Below are 21,379 nucleotides of genomic sequence, written 5' to 3' on the forward strand. Positions count from 1 at the left end.
GACAACCAAAACTTAAAGAAAGGCGGGTCATACTCCCATGATCCCCGCTGGCGGCTGAAGGAGAACATCATGCCCTCGTTCTCGAATACCCTCGAACAGGCGATCCACGCAGCTTTGGCTCAGGCCAACGCGCGTCGTCATGAACTTGCCACCCTCGAACATCTCCTTCTGGTGCTGATCGACGAACCCGATGCCGCCCGCGTCATGAAGGCCTGCGGCGTCAATCTCGACGAGCTGCGCACGACGGTCGAAGACTTCATCGAAGACGACCTGAGCACCCTGGTCACCGACGTCGAAGGCTCCGAAGCGGTGCCGACGGCGGCCTTCCAGCGCGTGATTCAGCGCGCGGCCATTCATGTGCAATCCTCGGGCCGGACCGAAGTGACCGGTGCCAACGTGCTGGTCGCGATCTTTGCCGAACGCGAATCCAACGCGGCCTATTTCCTGCAGGAGCAGGACATGACCCGCTACGATGCAGTAAACTTCATCGCCCACGGCGTCGCCAAGGATCCCGAATTCGGTGAAAACCGTCCCGTGCAGGGGGCCGACGACGACAACGATGGTTTCGGCGAGACCGAGCAATCGGGTCCGAACCCCTCCGAAAACCGCGAAAGCGCCTTGGCCAAATACACCGTCGACCTCAACAAGAAGTCGGCCAAGGGGGACATCGACCCCCTGATCGGACGCGAGCAGGAGGTGGAGCGCGCGATCCAGGTGCTTTGCCGTCGCCGCAAGAACAACCCGCTTCTGGTGGGCGACCCCGGCGTGGGCAAGACCGCCATCGCCGAGGGGCTGGCGCGCAAGATCGTGCAGGGTGAAGTGCCCGCCGTTCTGTCCGGCGCCACGATCTACAGCCTCGACATGGGCGCGCTTCTGGCGGGCACCCGCTATCGCGGCGATTTCGAGGAGCGGCTGAAGGCCGTCGTCACCGAACTGGAAGAGCATCCCGATGCCGTCCTTTTCATCGACGAGATCCACACCGTCATCGGTGCGGGGGCCACGTCGGGCGGTGCAATGGATGCGTCCAACCTCCTCAAGCCCGCGCTGGCCGGTGGCAAGCTGCGGACCATGGGATCGACCACCTACAAGGAATTTCGTCAGCACTTCGAAAAGGACCGCGCCCTGTCGCGCCGGTTCCAGAAGATCGATGTGAACGAGCCTTCGGTCGATGACACCGTGAAGATCCTGAAGGGTGTAAAAACCTATTTCGAGGATCACCACTCGATCAAATACACCGCCGAGGCGATCAAGACCGCCGTCGAACTGTCGGCGCGCTACATCAACGACCGCAAGCTGCCCGACAAGGCGATCGACGTCATCGACGAGGCGGGCGCGGCTCAGGCCCTCCTGCCCGACAGCAAGCGTCGCAAGACCATCGGCACCAAGGAGATCGAGGCCGTGGTGGCCAAGATCGCGCGGATCCCGCCCAAGAACGTGTCCAAGAACGATGCGCAGGTCCTCAAGGATCTCGAAGCCTCGCTCAAGCGGGTGGTCTTTGGTCAGGATGCCGCCATCGAGGCGTTGGCCTCCGCGATCAAGCTGGCCCGCGCGGGCCTGCGCGAGCCGGAAAAGCCCATCGGCAACTACCTGTTCGCCGGACCCACGGGCGTCGGCAAGACCGAGGTGGCCAAGCAGTTGGCCGACACCCTGGGCGTGGAAATGCTGCGCTTCGACATGTCGGAATACATGGAGAAGCACGCTGTCAGCCGCCTGATCGGCGCGCCTCCGGGCTATGTCGGCTTTGACCAGGGCGGGATGCTCACCGACGGAATCGACCAGCATCCGCATTGCGTGCTGCTCCTCGACGAGATCGAAAAAGCGCATCCCGATGTGTTCAACATCCTGCTTCAGGTCATGGACCACGGCAAACTGACCGACCACAACGGGCGGGCGGTCGACTTCCGGAACGTCATCCTGATCATGACGTCGAACGCCGGGGCCTCCGATGCCGCGCGCGCGCCCTTGGGCTTTGGCCGGGATCGCCGCGAGGGTGAGGATACCGCCGCCATCGAGCGGACGTTCACGCCGGAATTCCGCAACCGTCTGGATGCCGTCATCAGCTTCGGCGCACTGCCGAAAGAGACGATCCTGCAGGTGGTCGAGAAGTTCGTGCTGCAACTGGAAGCGCAGCTTCTGGACCGTGGCGTGACGATCGAGCTGACCAAGGCAGCGGCCGAATGGATCGCGGACAAGGGCTATGACGACAAGATGGGTGCGCGCCCCCTGGGCCGCGTCATTCAGGAATACGTCAAGAAGCCCCTGGCCGAAGAGCTGCTGTTCGGCAAGTTGGCCAAGGGCGGCCTGGTGAAGGTCGGCGTGAAAGCCGGCGCTCTCGATCTGCGGATCGAGGAGCCGGGCGCGCCCAAGATCACCAACAAGAAGCCTCCGCTTCTGACGGCTGACTGACGCGCATCGATTTCAGGCCCCCGCCCGACCCGGCGGGGGCCTTTTTTCATGCGCGGCACCCGCCGATGGTGCGCCGGTGTTCCGCGCCCCCTTGACCGCCAATCGCAAAGGCGGCGACCCTCGCGAAACCCGCAGACGGAGTGTCGGCCATGAACAGGTTCGCCCTGACCATCCTCGCCGTGATCGTCGCCGCGACCGGGGCCACGGCCCAGGATCTGTCGCTGCGCCTGCCGCTCGATTGCACCCTGGGCGAGACCTGCTTCATCCAGCAATATGTCGACGCCGACCCCGGCCCCGGCGCGCGCGACCACACCGGTGGCCCGCTGAGCTATGACGGCCACAAGGGCACCGATTTCCGGGTGGCAGACGTCGAAGCGATGACCGCTGGTGTCCCGGTCCTTGCCCCGGCGGACGGCATGGTGCGGGCATTGCGCGACGGGATGGACGACCGCGCCATCACCGACCTGGCAGAGGTGGAGGGGCGCGAATGCGGCAACGGCATCGTCCTCGACCACGGCAATGGCTGGGAGACGCAGCTGTGTCACCTGGCACGCGGGTCGCTGCGCGTGACACAGGGGGACCGGGTGCGGCAGGGGCAACCACTGGCCGAGATCGGCCTGTCCGGTGCGACACAATTCCCCCATGTCCATATCGCCGTCCGCCGGAATGGCGATGTGGTGGACCCCTTCGTGGCCGACCTTTGGGCGGACGAACCGGACTATGAACCCGGCGGCCTCCTGTCGGCGGGCTTTGCCTCCGACATCCCGGACTTCCAGGCGGTCAAGGCGGGCACGGCGGATGCAGCCACCCTCGCCGTCGATGCGCCCGCGCTGGTCGTCTGGGGCGCGATGTTCGGGGCGCGGGCGGGCGATGTCATGACCCTGACCATCGACGGCCCCGACGGGCGCGAGGTCTTTGCCAACGACGTGACGCTGGAACGGACCCAGGCAGAGGTCTTCCGCGCGGCGGGGCGCAGGCTCAATGCGGCACGCTGGCGGGGCGGGCGCTATATCGGCACGGTGATCCTGAGCCGCGACGGCGCGGAACTGGACCGGATTACCACCGAGGTCACTTTGGAATAGACCGGATCAGTCCCGCGGTTTGGGCATCTCGACGGCCCCGTCGGCGGCGGTCCAGGCCTCGAACCCGCCGTCCAGATGGGCAACCTCGAACCCCATGTCGGTCAGCGTCGCCGCCGCCAGCGCCGACCGCCAGCCCATGGCGCAATGCAGAACGTAGGGGCCGGGCCCGGCGAACACCTCCCGGTGATAGGGGCTGTCCGGGTCCCACCAGAATTCCAGCATCCCACGCGGCGCGTGGACCGACCCGGGGATGAACCCCTTGGCCCGTTCGCGCACGTCGCGGATGTCCACGACCACGGCGTCGGGCGTGGCCATCAGGCGGGCCACGTCCCATTCCTCGATCCGGGCGCGCGCCTCGGTCACCATGTCTGCGACTTTCTTCATGCCGCCACGTTGACGTGCCCGGCCCCGGGGTTCAATCCTCGCGGCAGGAAATAATCGACGGAGGCCATCATGGACCGCATCGCACTCATCACTGGCGGCGCACAGGGGATCGGGCTGGCCTGCGCAGAGGCCCTCGCCGAAGATGGCTGCCGGATCGTGCTGGCCGACATCAAGGACAGCGTGCACGACGCCGCCGCCACCCTGGGCGGCACGGGCTACGTCTGTGATATGGGCGACCCGGCGCAGATCGCAGAGCTCTTCGACAAGATCGAGGCCGAGGTCGGGCCGGTCCAGACCTTGGTGAACAACGCCGGTGTCGCCATCGCGGCGGACTTTCTCCAGATGTCGCTAGCCGATTTCCAGAAGGTCATCGACATCAACCTGACAGGCGTTTTCCTGGCGACACAGCGCGCCGCCCGCACCATGGTCGACCAGAAGATCGCCGGGGCCATCGTCAACATGTCGTCGATCAACGCCCAGGTCGCGATCCCGGCCATCGCGGGCTATTGCGCGTCCAAGGGCGGGGTGATGCAGTTGACCAAGGTCGCGTCGCTGGCGCTTGCGCCCCATGGCATCCGGGTGAACGCGGTAGGCCCCGGCTCCATCGACACGGAGATGATGGCCGCCGTCAACGCCGACCCCGCCGCCATGGCCCGCGCAATGTCGCGCACACCCCTGAAACGCCCGGGGACGGCGCGCGAAATCGGCGATGTCGTGGCCTTCCTTGCCAGCGCGAAAGCCAGCTATATCACGGGCGAAACCATCTATGTCGACGGCGGACGCCTCGGCCTCAACTACACGGTGTAGGACATGATCGAACGACATCACACGAACGACCGGATGAGCCAGATCGTCATCCACGGCGACACGGTCTATCTGGCGGGGCAAGTGGGCGAAGGCGACACGGTCGCGGCCCAGACCCAATCCTGTCTCGATCAGGTGGCATCCCTTCTGGCAGAGGCCGGATCGTCGAAGGACCACATACTGCAGGCGACCATCTGGCTGGCCGACATGGCCGACTTCGCCGAGATGAACGCCGTCTGGGATGCCTGGGTGCCCAAGGGCCAGGCCCCCGCCCGCGCCACCGGCGAGGCCAAGCTGGCCGCTCCGAAGTTCCGCGTGGAAATCATCGTGATCGCCGCCAAGGGGACCTGAACGTCAGGGCAGGCTGCGAGCCCTGCGAACGATCGGCTCAGCGCCCGTGCGGATGGGCCCTGGCATAGGTTTCCATCAGATGCACCGTGTCGACCGCCGTGTAAGCCTGCGTCGTCGACAGCGAGGCGTGGCCGAGCAACTCCTGAATGGAGCGCAGATCGCCCCCGGCCTCAAGGAGATGTGTCGCAAAGGAATGGCGCAGGGCATGGGGCGTGGCCGACGACGGCAGGCCCAGTTGCATCCGGGCGCGCGCCATGACCCCCGCGACGATCCGGGGGTTCAGCGCACCGCCCCTTGCGCCCCGAAACAGCGGCTCCGACCGCCCCAGGTCGAACGGACAGGCCGCGACATATCGGTCGACGGCGGCCCGCGCGGCGGGGAGCACCGGCACCAGACGTTCCTTGCCGCCCTTGCCGCGAATGCGCAGAACGTCGGCCAGCGGCGCATCCGCCCCGGTCAGGCCCAGTCCCTCGGATATCCGCAATCCGCAGCCATAAAGCACCGTGACGACGGCCACATCGCGCAGGGCGATCCAGGGCGTTTCGTGTTGCAGGCCGACGGTCGCGATCAGATCCTTGGCCGCCGACTGGGCCAATGGACGCGGCAGGGGTTTGCGGAACTTGGGCGCGCGCGTCGACAGGATCGCCGTCGGGTCGAAGCCTTCGCGCTCGCACAACCAGCGCACGAAGGACTTCACCGCCGACAGCCGCCGGGCGACCGACCGGGGCCCTGCCCCGCGCAGCCGCTCACCCGCCATCCAGGCGCGCATGTCGGAACTTGTCAGCGTCGCGATCTGCGCAAGGCCCATGGGGCCGCCCCGGTGCGACGCCTGAAACGCCAGAAACGCCGAAAGGTCGCCCGCATAGGCCGTCAGCGTGTTCTCCGCCGCCCCGTCGAGCGCGCGCAGATGCGCCACCCACGCCTCCAGCGCGTCGCGTGCGCCGGGGCTGATCTGTGTTGTCATCCCGCCTGGGCCAGATGGCGACGCAGCACCATCTCGAACACCTGCGCGAAGAATTCCAGAAGCTCGGTCCCCTGATTGGCGCGGAACTGATGCGGGTCTTCGGCCCCGAAGACCAGCATGCCCGACAGGGTCCCGTCGCCTAGGTCGAGCTGCAACAGCGCCTCGGACCGGATCCAGGTCGCCGCCTCGCCAAAGATCGTCTCGGACGCGGGGGCGCATTGGCGCAGTGTGACCGTCCGGATCGGAACTTCGCGGCCCTGGGTGACATAGCTGCGGGCGAACCCCGGCTCGACCGGCACGATCGCCACATGCGGGGCATCGGTCGGATCGGCGCTTTCCAGCACCAGCCGGACACGATCGACCCGGACGATATCGCTCAGGTCGCCGACCAGAAGGTCCAGCAGGGCGGGCAGAGTGTCCGCCTCCAGAAGGCGCAGAACACAGCGATGGATCTGGTTCGTCCCGGCAAGGTTCTCATAGGCGGCGGCGATGACATTGCGGTGCGTGTCTTCCAGCCGGTCCAGCCGGGCCTCCAGCCGCTCCATGGCGATGCCGCGCAGGTCGACGATGTTCTTGCCCATCTGCCGCTCGTTCGCGGCGATCAGCGCGCGCATCAGGTCGCGGTCTTCCAGGATCATGTCGGGATCGTTCAGGACGCGGTCACGCCAATCCTGCGCCGCGCGTGCGGTATTTTCTGCCATCTGCCTCTGCTCCGGTCTGTGCCGATTTTTTTCAGGGGGTAGCATGGCAAACGACGGTGCGGTCAAAAAACGGCGCCGTCTTTCGAATTTCTCGGAAACTGTGGCGACGGGTCCGCGCCCTGAAGGGCAAGGCGTTCGGACGTGGCGAACAGATGTTCGATCAGGTTCAGGGTCCAATCCGCGCCAATGGACGGTTCGGGGACCGGGACATCGAAGATCCGCCCAACCCCGACGATCTCCAGCTCCATCCAGGAACTTGTATCGAACACGATGCGACGGGTCCCGCGTCTCAGGACCCAGGCCGAGCCGTCATCGACATAGCCGACCGCCCGAAGACGGTCGGCAAATGCGTCAGCGTTCAAACGATCTTGATGCCGGCGCTTTCGGCATCCTTGACGAATTGCGCAAGACCGCTGGCCGTGAGGGGATGGTTGATCATCGCCTTGATGACGGCCGGAGGCGCGGTGGCCACGTCGGCCCCGATCAGGGCGGCGTCCTTCATGTGGTTGGCCGACCGGATCGACGCGGCGAGGATCTCGGTCTCGAACCCGTAGTTGTCATAGATCGTGCGGATGTCCTGGATCAGGTCCATGCCGTCGATGTTGATGTCGTCCAGACGCCCGATGAAGGGGCTGATGAAGGTCGCGCCCGCCTTGGCGGCCAGCAGGGCCTGATTGGCGCTGAAACAGAGGGTGACGTTCACCTTGGTGCCCTCGCCCGTCAGGATCTTGCAGACCTTCAGGCCTTCCCATGTCAGCGGGACCTTGACGCAAACGTTCGGCGCCAGCGTCGCGAGGTGCTTGCCCTCTTTCAGCATCTGGTCGAAGTCGGTCGCCACCACTTCGGCGCTGACCGGGCCTTCGACCATATCGCAGATCTCGCGGGTGACTTCCTGGATATCGCGCCCGGATTTCAGGATCAGCGAGGGGTTCGTGGTGACCCCGTCGACCATGCCCAGATCGTTGAGCTCCCGGATGGCGTCGATTTCGGCGGTGTCTACGAAGAATTTCATGGTGACCTCGGGCGTGGGTGTGATTTGGTCGCTGTGTAACGCCAACATCATCGCAGGACCATCCCCATGGATTTCACGCTCTGGCTGACCTTCGTTGCCGCCTCGACCGCCCTTCTGATGATTCCGGGGCCCACGATCCTTCTGGTGATGAGCTATGCGCTGTCCCAGGGGCGGCGCGTCGCGGTGGCGTCGGCGGGCGGGGTGGCCCTGGGCGACGCGGTGGCGATGACGGCGTCGCTGGCGGGTCTGGGGGCGCTGGTGCTGGCCTCGGCCACGCTGTTCACGATCCTCAAATGGGTCGGCGCGGCCTATCTGATCTGGATGGGGATCAAGCTCTGGCGGTCGGCCGGATCGGCCCGGCTTGGCGACATCGGCACGGCCGACGACGTGACGGCCCGCGCGGTCTTTGGCCATGCCGCCGTGGTCACCGCTCTCAATCCCAAGAGCATCGTCTTCTTCATCGCCTTCGTGCCGCAGTTCATCCGCCCCGAGGCGGCCCTGCTGCCGCAATTCGCCATCCTGATCGCGACCTTCGTCACCCTCGCGACGCTGAACGCGCTGGCCTATGCGCTTCTGGCCGACCGGTTGCGGGTCGGGTTGAAGCGGCCCGCCGTGCTGCGCCGAATGACCCAAGGGGGCGGGGCCGCGCTGATCGCCATGGGGGCCGTGACCGCCTTGACCCGACGGACGGCCTGACGCGCCCACTGGCATCCAATCGGTTCAGGGGCGATATGGGGCCCATGACCCGCTTTCATCCCCCCGGTGCCCCCGTCGCGGTGCTCACGACGCAGCCGCTTGATCGGGCGCTCGACTATCGCGCGCCGACCGGCGGGGTCGAAGATGGCGCCTTCGTCGAGGTGCCGCTTGGGCCCCGCAAGGTTCTGGGCGTGGTCTGGGGCGAGGCGGCGGGCGATTGGCCGGTCGAGAAACTGCGGCCCATCCTGCGCGTCCTCGAGGTGCCCGCCATGGGTTCGCCGTTCCGCGATTTCATCGAACGCGCCGCAGCCTATACGCTGACGCCCCTGCCCGCGATGCTGCGCCTCGGTCTGCGCGCGCCCGGTCTGGGCGAGGTGCCGGGCAAGCGGCGGGTCTACGGCCTGGGCACCGGCACACCCGACCGTGCGACCCCGGCGCGCCAGAAAGTCATCGACGCGCTGCGGGACCGACCAACCGACCTGTTTGCATTGTCGGAACTGGCCGATCTGGCCGGGGTGTCGACCAGCGTGGTCAAGGGGCTCTGCGCCTCGGGCGCGGTGCTGGAACAGGCGATGCCGCGCGACGCCGACTTCCCGCCGCTCGATCCCGCCCGCGCGGGCAAGCCCCTTGCCCCCGACCAGGCCGAGGCCGCCGATGCACTGCGGGCCGAAATCGCGACCGGCGACTATGGCACAACGCTCCTGCGCGGCGTCACCGGGTCGGGCAAGACCGAGGTCTATCTGGAGGCCGTCGCCGAATGCATGGCGCGGGGGCGGCAGGCTTTGGTCCTGTTGCCGGAAATCGCGCTGACGGCTGAATTCCTGACCCGGGTGCAGGCGCGGTTCGGGGCGCGGCCCGCCGAATGGCACTCGGGCGTCACCCAGGCCGAACGCCGCCGGACCTGGGCCAAGACCGCCGAGGGTCAGGCACGCCTGATCGTCGGCGCGCGCTCGGCCCTGTTCCTGCCCTACCGCGACCTGGGCCTGATCGTCGTCGACGAGGAACACGACACCTCCTACAAGCAGGAGGACGGCGTCCTTTATTCCGCCCGCGACATGGCGGTTCTGCGGGCCAGCTGCGAAGGCGCGCAGGTCGTTCTGGCGACCGCCACGCCCAGCCTCGAAAGCTGGGCCAACGCGGAACTGGGCAAATACAAGCGGCTCGACCTGACCTCCCGCTTCGGCGAGGCTGTGCTGCCGAAACTGGCGACCATCGACATGCGCGACGAGGCGGTGGCGGGCGGACGTTGGATTTCCCCGACCCTGAAGCGCGCGGTCGAGGCGCGGATCATCGCGGGCGAGCAGAGCCTGATCTTCCTCAACCGGCGCGGCTATGCCCCGGTGACGCTCTGCCGGGCCTGCGGGCAGCAGGTCGCCTGCCACCAATGCGACGCGCGGATGGTCGAACACCGCTTCCTCAAACGTTTGATGTGCCACCAATGCGGCGAAACCGCGCCGATGCCCGAGGTCTGCCCGTCCTGCGGGGTGGAGGGCAAGCTGGCCGCCGTCGGCCCGGGTGTCGAGCGGATGGCCGAAGAGGTCACGGCCCTGTTCCCCGAGGCGCGGGTGGCGATCCTGTCGTCGGACCTGTTCGGGTCGGCCCGCGCGCTCAAGGCCAAGGTCGAGGAGATCGCCTCGGGCGGGGCGGACATCATCGTCGGCACCCAATTGGTCGCCAAGGGCCACAACTTCCCCAAGCTCACCCTCGTGGGCGTGATCGACGCGGATCTGGGATTGCAGGGCTCGGACCTGCGCGCCGCCGAACGCACGTTTCAGCTGATGCGACAGGTCTCGGGCCGGGCCGGACGCGCCGACAAACCCGGTCAGGCCCTGCTCCAGACCTATCAACCCGACCATCCCGTGATCCGCGCGATCCTGACTGGGGACGAGGAGGCGTTCCTGCGCGAAGAGGCGGCGCAGCGTCGCGCCGCCGGGGTGCCGCCCTATGGCCGCATGGCGGGAATCGTTATTTCCGACCCGGATGCTGGCGTCGCCTTCGACGTGGGCAATGCTCTGGCCCGCAATACCGCCGGACTGGATGAAATCGGGGCCGAGGTCTATGGCCCCGCCCCCGCCCCCATTGCGCGCATCCGGGGGCGTCACCGCGTGCGCCTTCTGGTCAAGGCCCCGCGCCAAGCCCCGATTCAGCCCGCATTGGCCGCCTGGGTCGCGGGCATCGACCTGCCGCGCAGCACGCGGCTGAGCATCGACATCGACCCCCAGAGCTTCCTGTGACGTCGCACGCGATTGATGTGCCCTGCCGTGCCCGCTAGAACGGCGCGAACCCGAAGGGAAAGACAGACATGCAGGCCGCGCCGAAACCCCAGCCGGGGATCATGGAGATCGCGCTCTATCAGGGCGGGGCGTCCAGGGTCGCGGGCGTGGATGACATCCTCAAGCTCAGCTCGAACGAGAACCCCCACGGCGCGCCGCAATCGGCGCAGGAGGCCGCGCGGGAGGCCGCCGGGGCCATGCATCTCTATCCGAACACCGACCACGCGGGCCTGCGCGCCGCCATCGGCGAGGTCCACGGCCTGGACCCCGAGCGGATCATCTGCGGCGTGGGATCGGACGAGATCATCCACCTTCTGTGTCAGGCCTATGCCGGGCCTGGGGACGAGGTGCTGCACCCTGAATACGGTTTCCTGATGTATGCCATCAGCGCGCGCGGTGCCGGCGCCACCCCCGTCGTCGCGCCCGAACGGGACCGCACCGTTGATGTCGACGCCCTGCTGCGGGCCGCAACCGACCGGACGCGGCTGGTGTTCCTGGCCAACCCCGCCAACCCGACCGGCACGATGATCGGCGGGCAGGATGTCGTGCGGCTGGCCGACGGGTTGCCCGACGGCTGTCTTCTGGTGCTGGACGGGGCCTATGCCGAATACGTGGCCGATTTCGACGGCGGACTGGGTTTAGCCCAGGCGCGCGAGAATGTCTTCGTCACGCGCACCTTCTCCAAGATGTACGGTCTGGGCGGGATGCGTGTCGGTTGGGGATACGGTGCGCAATCGGTGATCGACGTGCTGAACCGCCTGCGCGGGCCGTTCAACCTGTCGAATGTGGCGCTGGCAGCCGCCGAAGCCGCGATGCGCGACCGTGATTTCGCCGCCGCCTGCCTCGCCGACAACACCGCGCAGCGCGCCCGCCTGCTGGCCGGTCTGGCGGATCTGGGCCTTGCCGCCGACCCGTCCGAGGCGAATTTCGTGCTGGCCCGCTTTGCCGACGCGACCGAGGCTGCGGACTGCGACGCCTTCCTGAAATCGCGCGGCATCATCGTGCGGCACCCCGTCGGCTATGGCTTGCCCGATTGCCTGCGCATGACCGTCGGCACCGCAACCGGGGTGGACCGCCTGCTGGAGGGGTTGGCCGCATGGCGGGACCGGTGATCTTCGAGCGCATCGCCCTGATCGGCCTGGGCCTCATCGCAGGCTCCATGGGCCTGCGCATTCAGCAGGACGGTCTGGCCCGCGAGGTCGTGGGAACTTCCCGCTCGGCCCCCACCCGCGAGGCAGCCGAGGCGCTTGGCCTCTGCCATCGGATCACCGCCACCGCCGCCGAGGCCGTCAGGGACGCCGATCTGGTCGTGCTCTGCGTGCCCATCGGCGCCATGGAGGCCGTCGCCCGCGAAATCGCCCCGCACCTGAAACCCGGTGCCGTGGTCAGCGATGTCGGCTCGGTCAAGCGCGCCGTGATCGAGGCCGTCCAGCCGCATCTGCCCGAGGGCACCCATTTCGTGCCCGCACACCCCCTTGCCGGGACCGAACACTCCGGCCCGCACGCGGGCTTTCCGGAACTCTTCGAGAATCGTTGGTGCCTTCTGACCCCGGTGACGACCGATGCCGATGCCATCGACCGGGTGACCCGCCTGTGGCAGGCGCTCGGCTCGAACGTCGAGGCGATGGACCCCGATCACCATGACCGCGTTCTGGCCGTGACAAGCCATGCGCCCCACCTCATCGCCTATACGATGGTCGGCGTGGCCGACGACCTGCGGCGGGTGACCGACAGCGAGGTCATCAAGTATTCCGCTGCCGGTTTCCGCGATTTCACCCGCATCGCGGCCTCTGACCCGGTGATGTGGCGGGATGTGTTCCTGAACAACCGCGAGGCGACGCTGGAAATCCTGGGGCGCTTCACCGAAGAATTGTTCGCGTTGCAACGCGCTATCCGCACGGGAGACGGCGAGATGCTGCACGATTACTTCACCCGCACCCGCGCGATCCGGCGCGGCATCATCGAGGCGGGGCAGGACACCGCCGCCCCGGATTTCGGTCGGGGGAAGCCGCGATGATGCGCGCGCTCGCTCTTTTGCTGGCCGCCTGCCTTGCCGGTCCGGTCGCCGCCGACATCCGGCCCATGCCGCGTCCGACACCTGATATCGTCATCATGTCGTCGCGCGGCACCACGGAACTGCCCGACAGCACCACGCCCGACGCCTCGGTGCGCCCGGTCGTGCGCCGCACCGAGGCAGACCGGCAAGCCCTGCGCGTCGCCGCAGCGCTTCGCGCGCCCGAGCCCGTGATCGACGCCCTGGGTTTCGTGCGCCTGTCGGACCGACCCCTGTCGCGCCCCGCCGACCTGATCACCGTGGCCGCCGGGCGTCCGCGCCCCGACCGGGGCGGTGGCGGCGGTCTGTGCGGGCGGTCGTCGATTCAGGGCGCTTCGATCCCGACCGTCACCGGAGCCGGGGCCTGCGGCATCCCGGACCCCGTTCGCATCACCCGCGTCTCGGGCGTGGACCTGATCCAGCCCGCGCGGATGGATTGCGGCACCGCGCAGGCGCTCGATGACTGGGTCCGCACCGGCCTTCTGCCCACGGTCGGCAACACCGGCGGCGGCGCGGTCGCGCTGCGGGTCGCGGCGGGCTATGCCTGCCGGGGGCGCAACAACCAGTCGGGCGCCAAGCTCAGCGAGCACGCAAAGGGCCGCGCCATCGACATCAGCGCGATCCAGCTGGCCAACGGCAGCCGGATCACCGTGCTGACCGACTGGGGACAAGGCCGCAACGGTCAGATCCTGCGCGCCCTCTGGCAAGCGGCCTGCGGCCCGTTCGGCACAGTTCTGGGGCCCGAAAGCGACCGCTATCACCGCGACCATTTCCACTTCGACACGGCCCGCTATCGCTCGGGCAGCTACTGTCGCTAGCGCTCGGTCAGCTTGAGTTCGATCCGGCGGTTGCGTTGCCGCGCCTCGGGCGTCGAGGCCGGATCGACGGGGCGGAATTCGCCAAAGCCCGTCGCGGCCAGACGGCGCGGCGGCACGCCAAGCTCCTCGATCATGTAGAGCACGACCGACAGCGCGCGCGCCTGGCTCAGCTCCCAGTTGCTGCGATAGCGGCCCTGCCCGCTCAGCGGCAGATCGTCGGTATGTCCGTCGACCCGAAGGATCCAGTCGAGGTCTGACGGGATCTCGTCAGCCACTTCCAGGATCAGACGGGCCACCTGCGCGATCTGTCTGCGCCCTTCAGGTTGCAGCGTGACGTCGCCCGCCGCGAACAGAACCTCGGACGAGAAGACGAAGCGGTCGCCCACGATCTCGACCCCCTCCCGATCGCCCAGGACATCCCGCAACTCACCGAAGAACGCCGATTGGAAACGCTCCAGCCGACGACGCTCGGCCTCTTCCAGATCGGCGCGGGCCCGCTGTTCGGAAGCGACCTGCGCCAAGGCGGCGTTCAGGCGGTTGCCAAGGGAATCGAGTTGCACCCGCGCCTCGGAGTCGCGATCGGCGGCGGCGTCCAGAAGGTTCTGCAACCCCGACAGCTGGCTGCGCAATTCGGCGACCTGCTGGTTGAGCACGGCGGCCTCGCGCTGCGCGACAAGGCGGCTCTCCTCGACCTGCGCCAGTTCGACCCGGGCCTGATCGAGCAGGATGCTGCGCTGCTGCGCCTCGGTCAGCGCGGTGGAGCCGATGTTCTCGGCGGCGACCTTGGCGGCCAGGGCGGCGGCAAGCTGGTCGCGCAACTCGGTCTCGGTCCGGGCGCGGTCTTCGAGGGCGGCTAGCGCCTCCGACAACTGCTGCTCCGGGCTGCCTTCGGCGTTCAGATTGGTCAGCGCCGCCGCCAGTCGGGCGTTCAGGTCATCGCGGCTCGCCTCGGTCGCGGCCAGAAGGGTGAGCGTCTCTTCGGCCTCGCGGCGCTGCTCTTCCAGGGCCAGGGTCATCGCGGTCAGTTCGGCGTCCGAATTGGCCAGCCGTTCGCGCAGGGCCTCGGCGGCGGCGGCATCGGCCAGACGGCGCGACTCCTCTTCGCTCAAGGTTGTCTCCGCCTCGGCCAGACGGGTGCGCAATGCCTCGGCGGCGGCGAGTTCGGCAAGACGCGCGGCCTCGGCGGCATCAAGGTTGTTCTGGAGGTCCGCCACCTGATCCTCCAGCGTGGCCGCCTGCGCCTGTTGCCCTTCGAGCGCGGCAAGGGTCTGGGCCAGCGTCGCCTCGCGGGTGCGGGCCTCGGCGCGCAAGTCGGCCATCAGGGCCTCGACCGCATCGCGCTGTGCTGCCGCAAGACGCGCGGCCTCGGCCTGGGCATCGACCTCGTCGCGCGCGGTGGCGAGCGCCAGTTGCAGCGCCTCGCGCTCGTCGATGACGCGGGTCAGTTCGCCCGCCGTGGTTTCAAGCTGCGCGGCCAGCGCGCTGCGCTCCCCCTCGGTCGTCTCGAGCGAGGCGCTCAGCCGGTCGCGGGTGGCGATCAGGCTGGCGACCTGTTCCTCGAAACTGGCGACACGGCTGGTCAACTCGTCGCGCTGCGCGTTCAGCGTGGCGATCAGCACGGCCTGGGCGTCCCGCTCCGACCCGAGCGTCGCGACCTCGCTTTCCAGAGCCGACGCCCGCGCCGTCTCGAGGCCGAGCGCATCGGCCAGCGACGCGACTTCCTGACCCAGGGCGTCCAGTTCCAGCCCCTGGTCCGAAATCGTCTCAGAGAGGACGAATTGCACGATCATGAAGATCGACAGCACGAACATCAGCACCAGTAAAAGCGCCGTCATCGCATCGACGAAACCGGGCCAGACGTTCGCGGTGAACCGCTGCCCGCTGCGGCGGACGAAGGCCATCTCAGCCGTCCCCTTCGTCGGTCTGTCCCTGCGAGGCCTGAACCTGACGCGTCAGGTGGCGCAGGGTGCGGGTCAGCGCGCCGATGTCGCCGCGCAGATCGTCGATGGAGCTTTGGCGTCCCTGCTGCATCTCTTCGAACACCTTCAGAAGCTGCACGTCGATGGACCGCAGGCGCATACGGCTTTCGGCATCCAGACCGTCGCCGCCCATGCCGCCCGACCCCATCGTCCCGCTGAGCACTTCGATGATCTGTTCCTGCCCCGTGGCGATCCGGTCGAGGGCCTGCGTCGTCGCGCCGCCGGATTCCATGTTCATGGCCATCGCGGCCACGGCGTCGCCAAGGGCACCCATCTTGGTGTCGGCGGCCAGACGCCCGGATTCCGCCTTCTGGAACATCTCCTGCAGGCTCTCCATCTGGTAGTTCATGTGGTCGAGGACCGCGGCCAGCGAATACTGGTCGATGGTCTCTTCGCCACCGTCGCCCACCAGACCCACGCGGGTGATCGAGGACAGCCAATCCTCCATCTCGCGGTAGAAGCGGTTCTGGCCATGGCCCGCGAACAGCTCCAGAAGGCCCACGACAAGCGACCCGGCCAGACCCAGAAGCGAGGAGGCGAAGGCCGTGCCCATGCCGGCCAATTGCTCTTCCAGACCGCCGATCAGGCGCGAGAAGACGGCCACGCCGCCCTCGCCGTTTTCGGGGTTCAGGTTGCGGATGGTATCGACCACCGCCGGAACCGTCGTCGCAAGGCCCCAGAACGTCCCCAGAAGGCCCAGGAAAATCAACGTGTTGACGATATAGCGCGTGATGTCCCGCGCCTCCTCCATCCGCGCGCCCACGGAATCGAGGATCGAGCGGGAGGAGGTCGATGAAATCTGGCTCTTGGCCGACCGCTGCCGCAGCATGGAGGCCAGCGGCGCCAAGAGGCCGGGCGGGCGCGTCAGGTCATGGCCGTCGCGGCTTTCGGCGAAGCCTTCGATCCAGCTGACCGAGGAGAAAAGCTGAAAGACCTGCGCGAAACAGGCCATCACGCCCAGAACGAAGACCAGGATGATCGTACCGTTCAGCCACGGATTGGCCGAAAAGATCGGGGCCACGGTCGGATAGGCCAGGAAGGTCGCCCCGCCCACAGCCACGAGAACCGCCATCATGTAGACGATCTGACGGATTGGTTGCGAAAACTGCGTTTCCGTCTGTAGCGGTGCGCGTGCCATCTGCCCTTGACCCCTTTCGGGTCTTTTTGTTCTGCCTGCGGCGGACTCTAGACGTGGCCCGCCCCCCGAAACAAGCGGTGCCGCATCACGATGTGCCCTCCGCCATGATCTGTTGCACGCGGGCGACCAAATAGGACATGTCGGGGTCTTCGATGTCGATCTGGCGCAGGCCCGCCACGGTATTCGTCAGATATTCGTGGTTCGGCCCCCGCCCGCCATGGGCCCGCGCGATGATCGCCGCCTGCGCGTCCAGCGACAGGTCGGGCACATACTGCACGTGGTTGGTGTTGATGACATAGGCCAGCACCTCGATCGGCTTGCCCGCGTCGCAGGCCACCGTCACCGATTGCTCTTCGTAGGCCGAAGAGATCAGCTCCCGCGCGCGCAGTTCGGCCAGGGCCGCGACCGGGTCGGCGGCGCGCATGGCGACCCCGGTGCAGGTTGCGCCCGGATGCGGCTCAAGCGCCAGGACAAGCCCCGGATCGCTCTCGGAGCCGCGATGGTGGATCGACCACATGCAGAACCGGCGGCGAAAACCGGTCAGGGTCGCGCGGCGCGTCTCGGCCACGTCGATCCCCGGGTTCCACAGAAGGGAGCCATAGGCAAAGACCCACAAGTCGTCCTGATCCGGCATCGCTGCCTCCTTTCCCCCGTCTGCCGCCCCGGATAGACGGGGGCGACCGAAATCGAAAGGGGTGACGATGGCGCGTTGGCTGACGATCCTTGTGGCTGTTCTGGCAGCCTTGTGGAGCGGGTACTGGTTCGCCGGGCGCACCGCCGTGACCCGGGGCGCGGATGCCGCCATCGCGGACTTGCGCGCCCAGGGCTGGACGCTGACCTATGACGACCTGTCGGTCGGGGGCTTTCCGAACCGGTTCGACACCACCGTCACCGCACCCCGTCTGGTGACCCCGGACGGGGCCTTCGGCTGGACCGCGCCCTTCGTTCAGGTCTTTGCCTTGTCCTATCGCCCGAACCAGATCATCGCCGTCGCCCCGCCGCAGATGACCTTCGATCTGGCGGGCCGCATGGTCGAGGCGACGTCAGAGGATCTGCGCGCCTCGGCCATGATCTCCGTCTCGTCCGAGCCGGAGTTGCAGCGCGCGACGCTGGTTGCCCAATCCCTGAACGTGGATGACCCGGAGTTCGGCGTCACAGTGGCCGCCGGGCAGATCGCCCTTCGCCAGACCGAGGGGCGGGCCGACACCTACGATCTGGCCGCGACCCTGACGACGCTGCGGATGCAGCCCTTTCTGCATGGCCTCCTGGACCCCGACCGCCAGCTGCCGGACACCTTCGAGCTGATCGAAGTGGATGCGACCGCGACCCTGCCCCCGGATTCGCAACTTGGCGCCCTCGACCTGCGGCAGGCGACGCTCGTCTGGGGCGACATGCGCATCGACCTGAACGGCGCGATGCAGGTCGGTCCGGACCGCCGCCCCGAAGGTAGGCTGACACTGGACCTGACGGGGTGGGAGACGGCCTTCGACTTCGCGATGCGCCTTGGGCTGGTGCCTGCCGACCGGGCCCCGCTGATCCGGGCGGGTCTGGCGGGAATGGCCGCTGGCGACGGCAAGGTCAGCGCGGAGCTGCTGTTCGAGAATGGACAGATGCGGCTTGGCGCGATCCCCCTTGGCCCCGCGCCGCAGCTATAGTCCGCGCAGGATCCCGGGCCAGGGCGGCTGCGGTGTCCACAGGCGCGGGCGCCAGACGTCAACGCTCTCCTGCACGTCGCATTTCGTGATCTTCCAGCCCTCGTCGCGCCATTGCAGCCAGATTTCCTGCACGATGCACGACAGCAGATACTCCGGGATCGGTTCGCCCCGGTCCAGCATCGACCCCGCCCCATGCGCGCCCATGTCGATGAACAACACCTTGGTCATCCCGTTGAGCGACGGCCGACGCAGCAGGACCACGGGTGCCTCCCCGTTGCAGGCCACACCGCACAGGCGGCGCAGATCGGTCAGCCCGTCGAGGTTCTGCCAGCGGCGCAGCGCGATGACCTGCATGTCGGCAAAGGCCGGGTCGGCTGCGCGGTCCGGCCCGCGCCAGACGAACAGCCCCTCGGCCAACTGATCCGCGCCATCCCCGCTGATATGCAGGGTCTGAGGCACGGCGGGCACGAAAGCCCCCCGGACCACGAGGCCCGCCGCAAAGGCCAGCCCGAGGAAGACCGCAGCCCTAGCCGTCCTGACGAATCCGCGCGTTGGTGGGGTCATAGGGGCTGTCCTCGGTCACTTCGGCATCCCACAGCTTGCGCTGCATCCTGACCTTCACCCTGGTGCCCGGCACCGCGAGGTCAGGGCGGACATAGCCCATGCCGATGCTTTTCCCAAATGCGACGGAATAGCCGCCCGAGGTCAGCCGCCCGATCTTCGTGTCCCCGTCATAGAGTGCCTCGCGCCCCCAGGGGTCGGCATCCGACGGCCCGTCGATCAGGAGCGTCACGCATTTCGAACGGATGCCGATCTTCTCCATCGCCGCCTTGCCGCGGAAGTCCTTGGACAGGTCAACGAAACGGTCCAGCCCGGCTTCGAGCGGAGTGGCGTCGCGGCCCAGTTCCGTGCCGAAGGCGCGATAGGATTTCTCCTGCCGGAGCCAGTTCTGCGCCCGCGCCCCGACCAGTTTCAGGCCATGCCCCTCGCCCGCTTCCATCAGCCGGTCGAACAGGTAGTTCTGCATCTCCATCGGGTGATGCAGTTCCCACCCGAGTTCGCCGGTATAGGCCACGCGGATCGCGTTGACCGGACACATCAGCAACTCCAGCCGCCGCGCGGACAACCAAGGGAACCGCTTGTTGGACAGGACCGTCGCCGGGTCGGCATCGCGCACGATCTCGTTCAGGATCGCGCGGGAATTGGGGCCGGCCAGCGCGAACACGCCGTGCTGCCCCGTGCAATCATCCAGCCACATCGGCCCGAAGCGGTCCACATTGTCATTGATCGCCTGCGCCAGGTAATCGCTGTCATAGCTCTGCCAGGCACCGGCCGACACGAGGTAGAACGTATCCTCGGCCAGCCGCACAATCGTGTATTCCGTCCGCGTCGTCCCCGCATCGGTCAGCGCATAGGTCAGGTTGATGCGGCCCACCTTGGGCAGCTTGTTGGTCGTGAACCAGTCGAGGAAGGCCGCCGCCCCCGGACCGCGCAGCATGTGCTTGGTGAAGGCCGTGGCGTCGATCATGCCCGCCGTCTCGCGGATGGCCTTGGTCTCGTCCACGGCATGCTGCCACCAGCCGCCGCGCCGGAACGACCGCGCATCGTGGTCGAAACTGTCGGGGGCATCGAGGGGGCCGAAATAGTTGGGCCGTTCCCATCCGTTCACCTGCCCGAACTGCGCGCCCCGTGCCTTCATGCGGTCATAGCAGGGCGCGGTCTTCAGGGGGCGGCAGGCGGGACGTTCTTCATCGGGGTGGTGCAGGATGAAGACGTGGTCATAGGCCTCCTCGTTCTTGCGGGCGGCATATTCGGTGGTCATCCAGCGCCCGAACCGGCGCGGGTCGAGCGAGGCCATGTCGATCTCGGCCTCGCCCTCCACCATCATCTGGGCGAGGTAATACCCAGTGCCACCAGCCGCCGTGATGCCGAAGCTGAACCCCTCGGCCAGCCACATGTTGCGCAGGCCCGGCACCGGCCCGACCAGAGGATTGCCGTCGGGCGTATAGCAGATCGGCCCGTTGTAATCGTCCTTGAGGCCCGTGGTCTCGGATGACGGAATGCGGTGGATGAAGGACATGTATTCCGCCTCGATCCGCTCCAGGTCGAGCGGGAAGAGGTCGGCGCGGAAACTGTCCGGCACGCCGTATTCGAACCGGGCGGGCGCGTTCTTCTCATAGGGGCCGAGGATCCAGCCGCCCCGCTCCTCGCGCACATACCACTTGGCGTCGGCGTCGCGCAGGACGGGATGCTGCGGATTGGTCTTGCGGTATTCGACCAGCGCCGGATCGGGCTCGGTCACGATGTACTGATGTTCCACCACCACAGCCGGGGTCCGGATGCCCAGAAGCCGCGCCGTCCGCTGCGCATGGTTGCCCGTCGCGGTGACCACGTGTTCGGCGTGGATCACCATCTGTTCGTCAGTCGCGACCAGATTGCCGCCCTTTTCGGCCATCTTGGTCACGGTGACGTCCCAGTGGTCGCCCGTCCAGGCATAGCCATCGACCTGCCAGCGCCGTTCGATCGTCACGCCGCGCTGCCGCGCGCCCTTGGCCATGGCCATCGTGACGTCGGCGGGGTTGATATAGCCGTCCGTCGGGTGAAACAGCGCGCCCTTCAGGTCTTCGGTCCGCACCAGCGGCCAACGATCCTTGATCTGGGCGGGGGTCATCCACTCATGGGGAATGCCGACGGTTTCGGCGGTCGAGGCATAGAGCTCGTATTCGTCCATCCGGTCCTGCGTCTGCGCCATCCGCAGGTTGCCCACGACCGAAAAGCCGGGGTTGAGACCCGTCTCCTCCTCCAGCGTCTTGTAGAACTTGACCGAATAGTCGTGAATGTGACTTGTCGCATACCCCATGTTGAACAACGGCAGCAGACCCGCCGCGTGCCAGGTCGAGCCGGAGGTCAGCTCATCCCGCTCCAGCAGGACAACATCGGACCAGCCCGCTTTCGCCAGATGATAGGCGATCCCCGTCCCGACGGCGCCGCCGCCGACGACAAGGGCTTTGACATGGGTCTTCATGGGGCGCTCTCCGGTCCGATTTCCGCCTTTGTGCCGCC

General features: G+C 67.4%; 20 protein-coding genes. 10 read left to right on the plus strand and 10 right to left on the minus strand.

The features are described from left to right. The first annotated feature begins 69 nt into the window (after positions 1–69). Both clpA and BM002_RS12205 read left to right on the plus strand, forming a co-directional pair. Positions 70–2,406, plus strand: a complete 2,337-nt coding sequence (clpA, locus tag BM002_RS12200; protein WP_092781297.1) for an ATP-dependent Clp protease ATP-binding subunit ClpA — start codon at positions 70–72, stop codon at positions 2,404–2,406. A gap of 149 nt (positions 2,407–2,555) precedes the next feature. Next, the gene (locus BM002_RS12205) at positions 2,556–3,488 is read left to right on the plus strand and encodes a M23 family metallopeptidase (protein ID WP_092781299.1); all 933 of its coding nucleotides are present in this window, start codon (positions 2,556–2,558) and stop codon (positions 3,486–3,488) included. 6 nt (positions 3,489–3,494) lie between these two features. Here BM002_RS12205 and BM002_RS12210 read toward each other — a convergent pair whose 3' ends face one another. Further along, positions 3,495–3,872 carry a rhodanese-like domain-containing protein gene (locus tag BM002_RS12210; RefSeq protein WP_092781302.1) on the minus strand — a complete coding sequence of 126 codons (378 nt, stop codon included), beginning with the start codon at positions 3,870–3,872 and terminating at the stop codon, positions 3,495–3,497. A gap of 69 nt (positions 3,873–3,941) precedes the next feature. Here BM002_RS12210 and BM002_RS12215 point away from each other — a divergent pair, with 69 nt between their 5' ends. Next, positions 3,942–4,679, plus strand: coding sequence for an SDR family NAD(P)-dependent oxidoreductase (locus BM002_RS12215; protein ID WP_175484887.1), 738 nt, complete (start codon positions 3,942–3,944; stop codon positions 4,677–4,679). Positions 4,680–4,682: 3 nt separating this feature from the next. Next, positions 4,683–5,027 carry a RidA family protein gene (locus tag BM002_RS12220; RefSeq protein ID WP_092781308.1) on the plus strand — a complete coding sequence of 115 codons (345 nt, stop codon included), beginning with the start codon at positions 4,683–4,685 and terminating at the stop codon, positions 5,025–5,027. Between the two features lie 37 nt (positions 5,028–5,064). Here the strand turns inward: BM002_RS12220 and BM002_RS12225 are convergent, their stop codons facing one another. The 4 genes from BM002_RS12225 to fsa all read right to left on the minus strand — a co-directional run bounded on the left by BM002_RS12225 (position 5,065) and on the right by fsa (position 7,704). Continuing rightward, positions 5,065–5,991 (minus strand): tyrosine recombinase XerC, encoded by a 927-nt coding sequence (locus BM002_RS12225; RefSeq protein ID WP_092781311.1) that lies wholly within the window; start codon positions 5,989–5,991, stop codon positions 5,065–5,067. Continuing rightward, positions 5,988–6,692 (minus strand): DUF484 family protein, encoded by a 705-nt coding sequence (locus BM002_RS12230; RefSeq protein ID WP_092781314.1) that lies wholly within the window; start codon positions 6,690–6,692, stop codon positions 5,988–5,990. Before BM002_RS12230 ends, BM002_RS12225 begins: the two co-directional genes overlap by 4 nt. Before the next feature lie 62 nt (positions 6,693–6,754). Further along, complete coding sequence (locus BM002_RS12235; protein ID WP_092781316.1) at positions 6,755–7,054, minus strand: hypothetical protein; 300 nt, start codon at positions 7,052–7,054, stop codon at positions 6,755–6,757. Next, positions 7,051–7,704 (minus strand): fructose-6-phosphate aldolase, encoded by a 654-nt coding sequence (fsa, locus tag BM002_RS12240; protein ID WP_092782175.1) that lies wholly within the window; start codon positions 7,702–7,704, stop codon positions 7,051–7,053. Before fsa ends, BM002_RS12235 begins: the two co-directional genes overlap by 4 nt. Positions 7,705–7,770: 66 nt before the next feature. Here fsa and BM002_RS12245 point away from each other — a divergent pair, with 66 nt between their 5' ends. From BM002_RS12245 to BM002_RS12265, 5 genes are all read left to right on the plus strand, one after another. Next, positions 7,771–8,400, plus strand: coding sequence for a LysE family translocator (locus tag BM002_RS12245; protein ID WP_092781319.1), 630 nt, complete (start codon positions 7,771–7,773; stop codon positions 8,398–8,400). Between the two features lie 44 nt (positions 8,401–8,444). Next, positions 8,445–10,634, plus strand: coding sequence for a primosomal protein N' (locus tag BM002_RS12250; protein ID WP_092782178.1), 2,190 nt, complete (start codon positions 8,445–8,447; stop codon positions 10,632–10,634). 68 nt (positions 10,635–10,702) lie between these two features. Further along, positions 10,703–11,785 carry a histidinol-phosphate transaminase gene (gene hisC / locus BM002_RS12255; RefSeq protein ID WP_092781322.1) on the plus strand — a complete coding sequence of 361 codons (1,083 nt, stop codon included), beginning with the start codon at positions 10,703–10,705 and terminating at the stop codon, positions 11,783–11,785. Further along, positions 11,770–12,690, plus strand: a complete 921-nt coding sequence (locus tag BM002_RS12260; protein ID WP_092781325.1) for a prephenate/arogenate dehydrogenase family protein — start codon at positions 11,770–11,772, stop codon at positions 12,688–12,690. Before hisC ends, BM002_RS12260 begins: the two co-directional genes overlap by 16 nt. After that, complete coding sequence (locus BM002_RS12265) at positions 12,687–13,544, plus strand: extensin-like domain-containing protein (RefSeq protein ID WP_092781328.1); 858 nt, start codon at positions 12,687–12,689, stop codon at positions 13,542–13,544. The genes BM002_RS12260 and BM002_RS12265 overlap by 4 nt, the downstream gene beginning before the upstream one ends. Here BM002_RS12265 and BM002_RS12270 read toward each other — a convergent pair. The 3 genes from BM002_RS12270 to BM002_RS12280 form a co-directional block, all read right to left on the minus strand. Further along, entirely contained in the window at positions 13,541–15,445 is a 1,905-nt protein-coding gene (locus tag BM002_RS12270; protein WP_092781331.1) for a peptidoglycan -binding protein, read from the minus strand. The two genes, BM002_RS12265 and BM002_RS12270, sit on opposite strands and share 4 nt — an antisense overlap. A 1-nt stretch (position 15,446) precedes the next feature. Then, positions 15,447–16,661, minus strand: a complete 1,215-nt coding sequence (locus tag BM002_RS12275; RefSeq protein WP_092781334.1) for a biopolymer transporter ExbB — start codon at positions 16,659–16,661, stop codon at positions 15,447–15,449. A gap of 85 nt (positions 16,662–16,746) precedes the next feature. Continuing rightward, the gene (locus BM002_RS12280) at positions 16,747–17,295 is read right to left on the minus strand and encodes a gamma-glutamylcyclotransferase (protein ID WP_092781337.1); all 549 of its coding nucleotides are present in this window, start codon (positions 17,293–17,295) and stop codon (positions 16,747–16,749) included. 67 nt (positions 17,296–17,362) lie between these two features. Here BM002_RS12280 and BM002_RS12285 point away from each other — a divergent pair, with 67 nt between their 5' ends. Further along, positions 17,363–18,316 (plus strand): DUF2125 domain-containing protein, encoded by a 954-nt coding sequence (locus BM002_RS12285; RefSeq protein WP_092781341.1) that lies wholly within the window; start codon positions 17,363–17,365, stop codon positions 18,314–18,316. On the opposite strand, the gene BM002_RS12290 is transcribed toward BM002_RS12285, so the two are convergent. Both BM002_RS12290 and BM002_RS12295 read right to left on the minus strand, forming a co-directional pair. Next, complete coding sequence (locus BM002_RS12290; protein WP_139212361.1) at positions 18,311–18,880, minus strand: hypothetical protein; 570 nt, start codon at positions 18,878–18,880, stop codon at positions 18,311–18,313. The two genes, BM002_RS12285 and BM002_RS12290, sit on opposite strands and share 6 nt — an antisense overlap. Beyond that, positions 18,843–21,341, minus strand: coding sequence for a GcvT family protein (locus BM002_RS12295; protein ID WP_092781347.1), 2,499 nt, complete (start codon positions 21,339–21,341; stop codon positions 18,843–18,845). Before BM002_RS12295 ends, BM002_RS12290 begins: the two co-directional genes overlap by 38 nt. Positions 21,342–21,379: the final 38 nt, after the last annotated feature.

This window comes from Jannaschia pohangensis (assembly GCF_900113875.1).
In the GTDB taxonomy this organism is placed as follows: Bacteria; Pseudomonadota; Alphaproteobacteria; order Rhodobacterales; family Rhodobacteraceae; genus Jannaschia; species Jannaschia pohangensis.